The organism is Aquipuribacter nitratireducens, assembly GCF_037860835.1.
GTDB lineage: Bacteria > Actinomycetota > Actinomycetes > Actinomycetales > JBBAYJ01 > Aquipuribacter > Aquipuribacter nitratireducens.
In genome coordinates, this window is the sequence record NZ_JBBEOG010000002.1 from 332,922 (window position 1) to 345,222 (window position 12,301).

The following is a 12,301-nucleotide window of genomic DNA, read 5'->3' on the forward strand; positions in this document are numbered from 1 at the left end:
CCGGGACGGCACCGCCTCGACGTGCGACGCCGTGTGACCGGACGCACGACCGCGGGGCGCCACGGGCGCCGGAGGAGGACCGACGTGGCTCGACGAGGCCAGCAGCGCGACGGTCGCGGGGGCACCGCGACCCGCGAGCGGCGACCCCGTGACGAGGAGGGGATCATCCCGCAGCTCGCGCGCGCGGTGCGCGAGGTCGAGGCCGCCGCGCGCCGCGGCCGCCTCCGCCCCTCCGCGCGCACGACGTTCCAGGTCGTCGCCCTCCTCGTGCGCGAGGAGCGCGCACGGGTCAAGGCCGACACGACCGAGGGGGAGGCCTGGCGCACCGAGCAGCTCAAGCGCCTCGACGGGGTCGCCACGATCCTCGCGAAGACCGCCGCCCTCGACACGTCCGTCATCCCGCTGCTCGGCGACGACGCGGAGGTCACCGAGGACGCCCGCATCCTCCGCCGCGAGATGTACGAGGCGGCGGGGCTCGAGCCGCTCCCGCTGCCCGGCGACCGGCGCCGCGGCGGACGCCCCGGGCCGGCGCGGGACGCCGACGACGGCGCCGCGGACGAGGAGGAGGACCGGCGGCCCGTCCCGCCGTCCGTGGTCGCCCGGCAGCTGGCCAACCCGTTCCTCGAGCCGGACCACGAGGCCGCGGAGCGACGTCGGCCCGTCGTCGGCCGGCTCAGCAGCTGGGAGCTCCTCGGGCCGCTGTTCCGCGCCTTCGAGGAGGGCGGTGCGTCCTCGTGCATGGACCTGCCCGACCCGGCGGCCGTCGCCACCCCCGACGGCCTCGAGCTCATGCCCCACCAGGCGCGGGTCGTCGCCGCCGCACGCGCAGGGCACCGCGAGTTCCTCCTCGCCGACGAGCCCGGTCTCGGCAAGACGGCGCAGGCGCTGCTCGCCGCGCAGGTCGCCGACGCCTACCCCCTGCTCGCGGTCGTGCCGAACGTCGTGAAGACGAGCTGGGCCCGGGAGGCGCGGCTGTGGACGCCGCAGCACGCCGTCACCGTCGTGCACGGCGACGGGGAGGACGTCGACGGCTTCGCCGACATCGTCGTCGTCAACTACGACATCCTCGACCGGCACGTCGACTGGCTCGCCGACATCGGGCTGCGCGGCATGGTCGTCGACGAGGCGCACTTCATCAAGAACAAGACCTCGCAGCGCTCGCAGCACGTCCTCCACCTCGCCGAACGCATCCGCGCGCGCATCATGCGCCCCCTCGTCATGGCCCTCACGGGCACGCCGCTCATCAACGACGTCGAGGACTTCCACGCCATCTGGGAGCTGCTCGGCTGGATCGACGACAAGAAGCCCCTCGGCCCGCTCATGCGGGCGCTGGAGGACACGGGCCTCACCCCCGCCGACCGGGCGTTCTACCCCGCCGCCCGCACCGCCGTCATCGACCTCGGCATCGTGCGCCGGCGCAAGGTCGACGTGGCCGCGGACATCCCCGCCCGCCGCGTCGCCGACCTGCCGGTCGAGCTCGACGACGACGCCACCCGCGACATCCGGGACGCCGAGCGCCGTCTCGCCCGCCGCCTCGTGCGCCGCTACGACGCCGCGCTCGCCGCCCGGCTCGGGGAGGGCGTCGACGTCGCGGGCCTGCCCGTCGACCGCGGCCTGGTCCGCCAGGTCGCCGGCTGGGAGCGCGAGGGGGCCGACGAGACCGCCGGGGAGAACGTCTTCGCCCTCATGCGGCGCATCGGCCGCGCGAAGGCGGGTCTCGCCGCGGACTACGCCGCGCAGCTGTCGCACAACGTCGGCAAGGTCGTGTTCTTCGCCAAGCACGTCGACGTCATGGACGCCGCCGAGCAGACGTTCGCGCGCCGGGGGATCCGGTACTCCTCGGTCCGGGGTGACCAGACCCGCACGGCCCGTCAGGAGGCCGTCGACGCGTTCGTCCAGGACCCGGACGTCGCGGTCGCGGTCTGCTCGCTGACGGCCGCCGGGGTCGGGCTCAACCTGCAGGTGGCCTCCGACGTCGTCCTCGCCGAGCTGTCGTGGACCGCGGCGGAGCAGACCCAGGCGATCGACCGGGTCCACCGCATCGGTCAGGACCGGCCGGTCACGGCGTGGCGCGTCATCGCGTCGCAGACCGTCGACACCCGCGTCGCCGAGCTCATCGACAGCAAGGCCGGGCTCGCGGCGCGGGCGCTCGACGGGTCCGACGCGGAGGTCGCGGCGGCCGTCGACGTCCAGCTCGAGGCGCTCGTCAGCCTGCTCACCCGGGAGCTGGAGGAGCGCGCCGCCTGAGCTACCCCGCCGCCTCGAGGACGGCGCGCAGGCGACGCAGGTCCTGCGCCGTCGAGCGCGCCACCGCGCGGGCGAGCAGCGGCGTGGCGACCCGCGAGAGACCCTCCGGTCGCCCCCGGTTGCGCAGCGTCATGCGGGTCGCGCCCGGGGCGGCGTCCGCCCACGTGTACGTCGTCTCCATCGGGAAGGGTCCGTCGGCGGTCCGCATGACGAACCGCTCGTGCGGCACCCACTCCACGACCTCGTACGTGTACTCGAGCGTGCGGCCGAGGAAGTGCGCGACGAAGGCGAGCCGAGAGCCGACCTCGAGCGGCGCGGGTGTGAGATGCCGCACGTCCCGTATCCGGGCGTACCAGCGCGTGACGGAGGCGGGGTCGACGGCGAAGTCCGCCACGACGGGGCGGGGACGGGCGACGACGACCTCGCTCGCGACGTCGATGCGGTCCGTGACCACGGGAGCAGCGTAGGCCCGTCGTCCACAGCCGGGGAGGTGGTTGTCGCGACCACCTCTTGAGGTCAAGTATCGTCGTTACCGATCCGAGACACAGTGGGTCCCCTTCCCGCACCCCTGGACTGCGTCCCGCACTCCACCGAACTGCCAGTACCCCCTGCCGTTAGGACCGAAACACGTGCTGTCCCGCCCCTCCCGCCCCGTCCTCGCTGCCCTGACGGCCCTCGCGGTCCTCGGCGCGCCCGCGACCGCGGTCCTCGCGGCTCCCGCGCACGCCACCGTCACCGAGTCGCGCGAGGAGGTCGAGGCGGCGAAGGAGGAGGTCGCACAGCTCGGCCGGGAGGTCGAGGCGGCGTCCGCCGAGTACACCGAGGTCGAGAAGCGCCTCGAGGAGCAGCGGGCGCGGGTCGAGTCCGCACAGGCGAACGTCGAGGAGCAGTCCGCCCGCATCGCGGACATGGAGGACCAGCTCGTCGTCCTCGCCGTCGAGACGTACAAGCGGGGCGGTATCGACCCCAAGCTCGAGCTCCTCGCGACCGGTGACCTCAGCATCAACGAGTCCACCGACACCCTCGGGGTGGTCGCGGGTCGCAAGAGCGCGTCCCTCGGGTCCCTCCGCGACGCCCAGCTGGAGCTGCGGCGCCTGCGCCACACCGCGCAGCAGGAGCTCTCCGAGGTCGAGGCTCTCGAGGCGGACCTCGCCGAGCGGCGGGCCGCGATCGAGGCCAAGCTCGAGGGGGCGAAGGACGCACTCGCGGTCGCCGAGCGCGAGCACCAGGAGCGGGTCGCCGCCGCCGAGGCGCGCGCGGCCGACCAGGCCTCGCGCAGCGGCCGCGCCGCGATCACCACCGACCTCACGAGCGGGGGGCGCTTCGCGGTCCCCACCCCCGGACCGATGACGTCCCCGTTCGGCTACCGGGTCCACCCGGTGTACGGCGACCGCCGCCTCCACAAGGGCATGGACATCGGTGCGTCGTGCGGCACCCCGGTCGTCGCCGCGGAGAGCGGTGTCGTGCAGTCGGCCAGCTGGAACGGCAGCTACGGCAACATCGTCGTGGTCGACCACGGCGGCGGTCTCAGCACCGCCTACGCGCACCTGCAGGGTGCGGCGAAGTCCGGCGGGAGCGTCGCCAAGGGCGAGGTGATCGGCTGGGTCGGGTCGACCGGCCTGTCGACCGGCTGCCACCTGCACTTCGAGGTCCGCGAGGGCGGCACCCAGGTCGACCCGATGGGCTACCTCTGACACGCCGCGGTCGACGGCGGACCGGGCGGCGAACCTGATTCTTCACCGGGGTGCCGCGCCGCCCTCGCTGCGGCGACGGCGCAGCCGCACGACGACGAACCACACGACCAGGAGGGCGAGCGCGGCGACGACGACGGTCTGCAGCACCTCCGCGTACGGCGCCACGGCCTGCCAGTTCTCGCCGAGCAGGTACCCGGCGCACACGAACACGCTGTTCCAGAGCGCGCTGCCGGCGGTCGTGAGCAGCGTGAAGCGCCACAGCGGCATCGCCTCCGCACCCGCCGGGACGCTGATGGCGCTGCGGACGACCGGGAGCATCCGACCGAAGAACACGGCGGCCTCGCCGTGACGGCGGAACCACCGCTCGGCCGTGTCGACGTCGCGCGCGTCGACGAGCGGGATGCGTGCGGCGACGGCACGGACGCGGCGCGCCCCTACCCAGCGGCCGAGGCCGTAGAGGACGAGCGCGCCGACGAGCGAGCCGAGCGTCGTCCACGCCACCGCGCCGGCGACGGTGAAGGTGCCCTGGCTCGCCGTGAAGCCGGCGAGCGGGAGCACGACCTCGCTGGGGATCGGCGGGAAGAGGTTCTCCAGGGCGACGACGACCCCGGCGCCGGGGCCGCCGAGGGCCTCCATCACCCCGACGGCCCAGGCGGCCACCCCCGTGAGCTCGGGCTGCTGCACGCCCGGACCGTAGCGGCGGCCCGTCCTCGAGGCCCGTGGTGGCGTGCCCCGAGGGCGCCGGGCCGACCGGGTGCTGAGATCGTTCGCGCGACCGAGGTGTACGCGAGGCCGGTCTCGGGCATGGTGTCCTCGGACCCATGCCTCCCCGCGCACCCCGCAGCCCCCGCAGGAGCCCTGACTGTGACCCTCCCCGGTGACGAGGGAACCGGAGACAGCGCCCGGCCGACGACGGTCGTGGAGCAGCTGTCACTGCCGCCGCGCGCGTCGTCGGCCCGGGAGGCGCGCCGCTGGGTCGTGAGGCAGCTCGAGGTGTGGTCGCTGGAACCGCTGTGCGAGCAGGTCGAGCTCCTCACCACGGAGGTCGTGACGAACTCGCTCCTGCACGCCGGCACCCCGATGCTCGTCGAGGTCGTCCGTGAGGGGGCGGGTGTCCGCGTCAGCGTCACCGACGGGTCGAGCGTCGTCCCCACGCGGCGCCGCTACAGCCCGAACGCGTCGACCGGACGCGGCATGACCCTGCTCTCCGGCCTCGCCGACGACTACGGCTGGCACACGACGCCCGGGGGGAAGGTGACGTGGTTCCGGGTGGAGCGGGTGCGGGACGCGTGGGGCGACGTCCGCTTCGACGACGTCATGGGCGGCCCGTGACCGGGGAGGAGCGGGCGCCCCAGGAGGAGCGCGGGTCCCCGCTCGGGCGGTACGAGCCCCACGACGACGCCACGACCGACGGCGCGACGGTCCACGTGGTCCTGCGCGGCCTGCCGGTGCAGGTGTGGCTCGCGAGCCGGGAGCACCACGACGACCTCATGCGCGAGTACCGGCTGCTGGCTCTCGCCGGCGACCTCGAGGCGCACCACGCGCCGGCCCGGCTCGTCGAGCTCGTCGAGATCCTCGGTCAGCGGTACGCGGCCGCCGCCTCCCGGCGGGACGAGGAGCTCGAGGCCGCGCTCGCCGCCGGTCTCGCGGTCATCGACCAGGAGTCGGACGTCACGCCGGCCGCCGTCGGGGCGGTGCGGGAGCTCCGGCGGCTCATGGCGGAGTCGGACCGGTTCTGCGAGGAGGCGCAGCTGCTCACGCTGCCCCGCCCGCCCGTCGTGAGGGACTTCGGGGAGTGGTTCCTCGACGAGTTCGAGCGGCAGCTCGAGGGGCACGCCCCCACGCCGTGGGACGGTCCCCTCACGCCGTAGCGACCCGCCGTGGCGACCCGGCGGGTCAGTGGCGGGTGCCGCCCGCGTACGGCATGTACCTCATCGACTGGATCTTCACGACGTCCCCGGACGACGGCGCGGCGACGAGCTCGCCCCCGCCGATGTAGATGCCGACGTGGCTGATGGGGGAGTAGAAGTACACGAGGTCGCCGGGGCGCAGCTGGTCCCGCGACACCTTCGCGCCCGAGGAGTACTGCATGCGCGAGGAGTGGGGGAGCGAGACCCCGACCTGCGCCCACGCGCGCGACGTGAGCCCGGAGCAGTCGTAGGAGCTCGGCCCGCCGGCACCCCACTGGTACGGCTTGCCCATCTGCGAGCACGCGAAGGCGATGACCGTCGCGGTCCGGTTGTCGGGCGCCGTGACGCTCCGGCCGCCGCAGCTGACGGTGGTCCCGCCGCTCACGACCACCTCGGTGCCGCCGGAACCCCCGGAGTCCCCGGAGTCCCCGGAGCCACCGGACCCGCCCGAGCCGCCCGATTCGCCGGAGCCGCCGGAGTCGCTCGACGCAGCCGCCTCCCGCGAGCGGCTCGCGGCCTCGGCCGCGGCGCGTCGCTGCTCGGCCGCGCGGATCGCGGCCTGCCGTGCGGCCTCGCGGGCGGCGGCAGCGGCCTCGGCGCGCTCGAGGTCGTCCTCGGCGGCGGCGAGCTGGGTCTCGATGTCCTGCTTCGTGGCGGCGAGGTCGGCCTCCATCGCCTCGACGTCCGCGAGCGCACGCTGCTCCTCGCGCTGGAGCTCGAGCAGCTCGGTCTGGGCCTGACGGAGGCGCGAGAGGCTCGCGGAGCTGCGCTCGCCGAGGAGCGCGATCGTGCCGGAACCGTGGGAGAAGTCGCTGCCGCCGCGGAGGAGCAGCGCGAGGCGGGGGTCCACGCCGCCCCGCTTGAAGGCCTCGACCGCGAAGGCGACGAGCTCGTCGTTCATGTCGCCGATGCGGACCTGCTGGTCGCTCACCTGCGCCGCGGCCGCCTCGGCGCGCGTGCGCTGCGCCGCGGCCTCCTCGCGCATCTCGTTGTAGTCCTCGGTGAGGACCGCGACCTGGCGGCCGAGCTCCTCCACTCGCTGCTCCGCCTCGGCGACGTCGCTCGCGCCGGCAGGAGCGGCGAGGAGCCCGAAGGAGAGGGTGACCGCGGCCGTGGCGGCGAGCACGCGCACGGCGGAGGGCAGGTGGGGAAGGCGCACGGGAGCGGGTCCTGTCGTTCCGGGGTCGCGGTACGGCATACCGAGGGGACGTCGCAAGGTAACAGAACGGTCTCGGTGATCGCGACGACGCCCGGGGGTGGCGCGCCTCACGCCCGGTGCAGCGGGGTGCCCGCGTCCACGAGCCGGTCGAGGTCGCGGACCGCGCCGACGGCGCGCCGGGCGGCGGCCGCCTCGCGGGGGCGGTCGACGGCCAGCACCGCCTCCAGGCGGCCGTCCTCGCCCAGCCAGAGCGCGGTGGGCGCCCCGCTGTCGTGCTCGCGCCAGACCACGCGGTCCGCCGCACCGGGGAGCCCGACGAGCTGCAGGCGCACCCCGAGCTGGTCGCTCCACACGTACGGCACCGGGTCGTGGACCGGGAGCGGGGCCTCGCCCCCGGCGAGGAGGACCTCGGCCGCGGCGCCCGCACCGTGGACCGCCTCCTCCCAGTGCTCGGCGCGCACCCGCCGGCCCCACCGCGGCGACCAGCGGTGGGCGGCGTCGCCGACCGCGAGGACGCCGGCGGGACCGGCACGCAGGTGCTCGTCGACGAGCACGCCACCGGCGTCGACCGCGAGGCCCGAGCCGTCGAGCCACGCGACGGCGGGCCGGACCCCGACGCCGGTGACGACCACGTCCGCGGGCACCACGGCACCGCCGGCCAGGCGGACGCCGTCGGGTCCGACGGACTCGACGGGCGTCCCGAGCCGCAGGTCGACGTCGCGCCACAGGGGGAGCAGGACGCGGTCGGCGACCTCCTCGCCGACCACGGCGGCCGCCGGGGCGCCGGCGGCCTCGAGGCACGTGACGTCGGCGCCGTGCCGCAGCGCGGCCGTCGCGACCTCGGCGCCCACCCACCCGGCGCCGACCACGACGACCCGGGCGCCGGGACGCAGGCGCGCCCGCAGCGCCACGGCGTCCTCCCAGCGGCGCAGCGTGAGCTGGGGGCCGTCGCCGGGCAGCCGTACGGGCTCGGAGCCGGTCGCGACGACGACGGCGTCGTAGGCGACCTCGTGGTCGCGGTCCTCGGAGCGGGTGCGGACGACCCGGGCGGCGGGGTCGAGACCCGTCGCGGTGACGCCCGGCCGCAGGTCGACGTCGCCGCCGCCCACCCCCAGGTCGGCGACACCACCGTGCGGGGACGGCGGCACCGGGGCGTCACCGAGCAGCACCTGCTTCGACAGCGGCGGTCGGTCGTAGGGCGCGTGCGGCTCTTGCCCGACGACGACCACCTCGCCGGTGAACCCGCCGCGACGGACCGCCTGGCACAGGGTGGCCGCGGCCACCCCACCGCCGACCACGACGAGGCGACCCTCCGGCGGCAGCAGGGGCCGCGGGTCCGTCGTCGGCTGCGTCGTCGGCTGAGTCGTCGGCGCGCTCCCCACCGGCACGAACCTACCGACCGGGGCCCACCGCCCGGTCCCACCCGTCGGCCGCGGTGAGGTAGGCGTCGGCCTCGGCGCGCGTGAGGGAGCCGTGCGGGGCCGGCCCGAAGGTCTCGAGCAGGCCGTCGGCGACGACGCTGCGGTACCGCGGCGAGGGGGACCGGGACGGCGGCAGGCCGCCGTGGGGCGCCGTGAAGGTGAGCGCGGGCTCGTCGTCGAGGCGCCCGCAGCGGACGAGGCGGCCGTACCAGGCCCCGTTCACGCTGCCCTCGCCGTCCCGGAGCACGGCGTCGGACCACGGCGCCTGCCGGCGGAGCTCGCCGCCGTTCTCCAGGTGCACGACCTCGCGGAACTGCGCGAGCGTGACCCGCCACGCCCGTGCGAGCACGCCGGGCCCGCCCGGGGTGGGGTCCCAGAAGCACACGCCGCCCCCGCCCCACGCCGGCGCCTCCCCGGCGAGCCGGAGGGAGCCGGGCAGCACGGCGGGACGGTCCGCCGCCGCGGGGGCCGTGGCCGGCCCTCCCGGGTACTCGACGTCGAGCCCCGGGAGCCGTCCGCCGAGCAGGTACCGCTCGAAGCGTTCCCGCAACAGGTTGGAGCCGTAGCTCACGTACCAGACGTGGCCGGGCTCGTCGCGGAGCTCCGGGCTGCCGGGTCCGGCCGGACCGGGGCGCAGCGTGACGACGGCCGCGCGGGCGCGGACCCGGAGCACGGTGGTGGCGACGTCGGGGAGCGGGACGGTGCGGTCGACGTGCGCGGTCACCCCTGCAGTGTGCCGGTGCGCGCCCGGACCGCCGCCACCACCTCCTCCGCCGGGGCGTGGGGGTCGAGGGCGAGGAGCTCGCCGTCGACGAGGACGCCACCGGGCGTCGTGGCCCGGGCGGCGGCCCGCGCCGCGACGGCCGCGGGAGCCCCGGCCGCGCGCCGCGCCCGGTACGCCCACGGCGCGAGGTAGAGCCAGTTGCGGGAGTCGGTCACCTCGACCCGGACGTGGGGGAGCGCGGTCCGCAGCGCCCGGTAGCGCCGGCCCGTCGCGTCCTCGGCCGGTGGCGCGGCCGCGGTGGCCCGGTCGGGCGGTCCCAGCGTGCCGACGGCGTCGGTGGTGCCGCAGCAGCCGCCGGCGCCGTGGTGGTCGTGCCACGTGCGGACGAGCACGACCTGGTGCCGGGCCGCCGCGCGTCCGCCGGTCGTCGTCACGTCAGCGCGCCGGGCCGGGCCCGCCCGCGTCCTGGCGGGCCACGGCGTCGCCGTCGTCGGTGCCGCCGAGCGCCTCGTGCCGCGGGTCGTCGACGCCGCGGGCGCGCTCCTCGCGGGCGTGGCGGACCGCCGCGACGGCCTCGACGACGAGCCACATCGCGAGGACGAGGATCACGGCGTCGAGCGCGGCGAGCACCCACTCGCCGGCCGTGACGAAGTTGCGGAGGTTCACCAGCAGCGCCCACGTCGTCATGGCGAGGACGACGACGAGGGGCACGAGCACCGCCAGCGGGTTGCGGCCGCGCCGCAGCACCCACATCGCGACGACCGTGAGGGCGAGCGCGGCGGTCAGCTGGTTCGTCGTGCCGAACAGCTGCCAGAGGACACCGAAGGTGTAGCCGGCCTCGCCGCCGCCCGGGAGCAGCGCGAGGACGAGGGGCACCCCGACCGCGACGAGACCGGCGAGGGTGAGGTTGCGGGCCAGCGGCCGGATGCCGGCGATCTCGGCGATCTCCTGCACGATGTACCGCTGCAGGCGGACGCCGGTGTCCATCGTCGTGGCGGCGAAGCTGATGACGACGACGGCGGCGAAGATCGTGGCCGTCGCGAGCGGCACGCCGAGGTTGTTGGCGAACTCGGCGACCCCGCCGACGAAGTTGCCCGTCGCGCCCCCGGACGCCGTCGCGAAGTCGCTGTAGAGCTCCCGCCACTCCACCTGCGTGGCGGCGACGCCCGCGGTGACGGCGAGGACGGAGCCCATCGCGAGGCTGCCCTCGCCGAGCGCACCGACGTAGCCGACGTAGCGGGCGTCGGACTCCTTGTCGAGCTGCTTCGACGTCGTCCCCGACGACACGAGGCTGTGGAAGCCGGAGATGGCGCCGCACGCGATCGTGATGAAGAGGAACGGCACGATGCTCGGGGAGCCCTCGGGGACCTCGTTGACGACGGGCGCGACGATGCGCTCCCACCCGACGACGATCCCGAGCATGATCACGCCGAGTGCGATGAAGAGCTGGTGGCTGTTGATGTAGTCGCGCGGCTGGAGGAGCAGCCACACCGGCAGGCGGGAGGCGAGGAACGCGTAGGCGAACAGGATGATCACCCACAGGTTGCGCGGGTTCTCGAAACCGAGCGCCGTCGCCAGCGGCGTGATGTCGAGGGGGAACGCCTGCCCGACGAGGATGAGCAGGTAGAGCGCGATCACGCCGACGATCGACGGGACGAGCGCGGCCGACCGGGTCCGGTAGATGTACTGCCCGATGAGCATCGCGACCGGGATCTCGACGAAGATCGGGATGACCGCGCCCGGGTTCGCCACGAGCAGGTTCCCGATGACGACGGCGAAGACGGCGTTCACGAGCGTCAGCAGGAAGAAGATGATGACGAGGAAGAGCGTGCGTCCCCGTCGGCTGATGACGCGGCCCGCGAGCGTGCCGATGTTCTGCGCGCGGTGGCGGACCGACACCGCGAGGGCCCCGAAGTCGTGGACGCCCGCGGCGAAGATCGTCCCGAGGACGATCCACACGAGCGCCGGCCCCCACCCCCAGAACACGGCGATCGCGGGCCCGACGATGGGAGCCGCCCCCGCGACGGAGGTGAAGTGGTGGCCGAACAGGACGTGCTTGTTGGTCGGGACGAAGTCGACCCCGTCCGTCATGGTGTGCGCGGGCGTCGGTCTGCTGTCGTCGAGGGCGTAGACGCGCGAGGCGAGGTAGCGCGCGTACGTGAGGTAGGCGACCGCGAACAGCGCGAGGACGACGACGGCGACGACGATGGCGGGCACCCGGCACCTCCTGGGGACGCCGGACCCCTGCGTCCGGACAGGCGGACGCTAGCCTCCGCACCCGTGTGTCACAACTCGTCGCACGACCCTGCACCTGGACCCTCGACACCGCCCGCCGCCACCGCGCGGCCGGTGCCGTGAGCGACGTCGCCGCCGACGGGCTGCGCGCCGCAGTCGCGGGGCACGGGCTCGCGGAGCTGTGCTGGTCGGAGGGCGGCAGGCCGCGCGCGGAGGTGGTCGTGCCCCTGTGGCACGACGGGACGCCGTGGATCGCGCTCACCTACGCCGCGCTCGGCACCGCCCTCGCCGCCGCGGCCGCGTCGGGGGTGGTCCTCTCCCTCAGCCACGCGCGCACCGCCGCGCAGGACCCGCCCGCGCTCGCGGTGCCGTGCACGGTCGACCTCGTCGCCGACCCCGCCGGTGAGCGCTTCCTCGACGCGCTGCTCGGGCAGGAGCTGCGCAAGCACCCACCGAGTCGTGCGCTCGCCGACTCCGCCCTCCTGCGGCGGGAGCACTGGTGGTTCGTGCCCCGACTGCTCCTGCGGCTCCACCCGACGGGCACGCCCGGCGCACGGCCGCTGACCCCGGTGCCGGCGGACGGTCCCGGCGCGCTCCTCGTGGCCGTCGACGCCTCGGGGCGCGTCGTCGTCCGCGTGCCGGACGGCGTCGGTCCCGTCGGGGTCCCGGACGGCCCCGCGCTGCTCGTCCGGCACGCCGCGTCCGCCGACCTCGAGCGCCGCGCCGAGACCCGGCTGCCCGCGGAGGTCCGCGACGGCGTCGTCGAGCCCGCCGCCGGCACCGTCGCGTCGCCCCCGCTGCCGCCCGTCCCGTCCCTGCTCGGACGGTGGCGGCGACAGCGGGCGCTGGAGCGCGCGTGCGTCGACGGGCTCCGCCGGGCCGGTCTGCACTGAGGGGCGGCAGGGCGACGC

At 75.7% G+C, this 12,301-nt stretch carries 12 protein-coding genes; 5 read left to right on the plus strand and 7 right to left on the minus strand.

Going from position 1 to position 12,301, the window contains the following annotated elements:
- Positions 1-84: 84 nt before the first annotated feature.
- The gene (locus WAB14_RS04950) at positions 85-2,247 is read left to right on the plus strand and encodes a DEAD/DEAH box helicase (protein WP_340267971.1); all 2,163 of its coding nucleotides are present in this window, start codon (positions 85-87) and stop codon (positions 2,245-2,247) included.
- 1 nt (position 2,248) lies between these two features.
- On the opposite strand, the gene WAB14_RS04955 is transcribed toward WAB14_RS04950, so the two are convergent.
- Positions 2,249-2,701, minus strand: a complete 453-nt coding sequence (locus WAB14_RS04955) for an SRPBCC family protein (protein ID WP_340267973.1) — start codon at positions 2,699-2,701, stop codon at positions 2,249-2,251.
- 175 nt (positions 2,702-2,876) lie between these two features.
- On the opposite strand from WAB14_RS04955, the gene WAB14_RS04960 reads away from it, so the two are divergent.
- Positions 2,877-3,941, plus strand: a complete 1,065-nt coding sequence (locus tag WAB14_RS04960; protein WP_340267975.1) for a M23 family metallopeptidase — start codon at positions 2,877-2,879, stop codon at positions 3,939-3,941.
- A 42-nt stretch (positions 3,942-3,983) separates the two neighbouring features.
- Here the strand turns inward: WAB14_RS04960 and WAB14_RS04965 are convergent, their stop codons facing one another.
- Positions 3,984-4,625: a DedA family protein gene (locus WAB14_RS04965; RefSeq protein ID WP_340267977.1), complete on the minus strand. Its 642-nt coding sequence runs from the start codon at positions 4,623-4,625 to the stop codon at positions 3,984-3,986.
- Positions 4,626-4,805: 180 nt separating this feature from the next.
- Between WAB14_RS04965 and WAB14_RS04970 the strand changes: the two genes are divergently transcribed.
- Both WAB14_RS04970 and WAB14_RS04975 read left to right on the plus strand, forming a co-directional pair.
- Complete coding sequence (locus WAB14_RS04970) at positions 4,806-5,273, plus strand: ATP-binding protein (RefSeq protein ID WP_340267979.1); 468 nt, start codon at positions 4,806-4,808, stop codon at positions 5,271-5,273.
- Positions 5,270-5,812, plus strand: coding sequence for a hypothetical protein (locus WAB14_RS04975; protein ID WP_340267981.1), 543 nt, complete (start codon positions 5,270-5,272; stop codon positions 5,810-5,812). The genes WAB14_RS04970 and WAB14_RS04975 overlap by 4 nt, the downstream gene beginning before the upstream one ends.
- 25 nt (positions 5,813-5,837) lie before the next feature.
- Here the strand turns inward: WAB14_RS04975 and WAB14_RS04980 are convergent, their stop codons facing one another.
- The 5 genes from WAB14_RS04980 to WAB14_RS05000 form a co-directional block, all read right to left on the minus strand.
- Entirely contained in the window at positions 5,838-7,010 is a 1,173-nt protein-coding gene (locus WAB14_RS04980) for a C40 family peptidase (protein ID WP_340267983.1), read from the minus strand.
- A 107-nt stretch (positions 7,011-7,117) separates the two neighbouring features.
- A complete protein-coding gene (locus WAB14_RS04985; protein WP_340267985.1) occupies positions 7,118-8,392 on the minus strand; it encodes an NAD(P)/FAD-dependent oxidoreductase in 1,275 nt (424 codons plus the stop codon).
- A 10-nt stretch (positions 8,393-8,402) separates the two neighbouring features.
- A complete protein-coding gene (locus WAB14_RS04990; protein ID WP_340267987.1) occupies positions 8,403-9,155 on the minus strand; it encodes a histone deacetylase in 753 nt (250 codons plus the stop codon).
- The gene (locus WAB14_RS04995) at positions 9,152-9,589 is read right to left on the minus strand and encodes a hypothetical protein (RefSeq protein ID WP_340267989.1); all 438 of its coding nucleotides are present in this window, start codon (positions 9,587-9,589) and stop codon (positions 9,152-9,154) included. Before WAB14_RS04995 ends, WAB14_RS04990 begins: the two co-directional genes overlap by 4 nt.
- A 1-nt stretch (position 9,590) precedes the next feature.
- Positions 9,591-11,372: a carbon starvation CstA family protein gene (locus WAB14_RS05000; protein WP_340267991.1), complete on the minus strand. Its 1,782-nt coding sequence runs from the start codon at positions 11,370-11,372 to the stop codon at positions 9,591-9,593.
- Between the two features lie 137 nt (positions 11,373-11,509).
- Here WAB14_RS05000 and WAB14_RS05005 point away from each other — a divergent pair, with 137 nt between their 5' ends.
- Positions 11,510-12,283 carry a hypothetical protein gene (locus WAB14_RS05005; RefSeq protein ID WP_340267993.1) on the plus strand — a complete coding sequence of 258 codons (774 nt, stop codon included), beginning with the start codon at positions 11,510-11,512 and terminating at the stop codon, positions 12,281-12,283.
- The last annotated feature ends 18 nt before the right edge of the window (positions 12,284-12,301 follow it).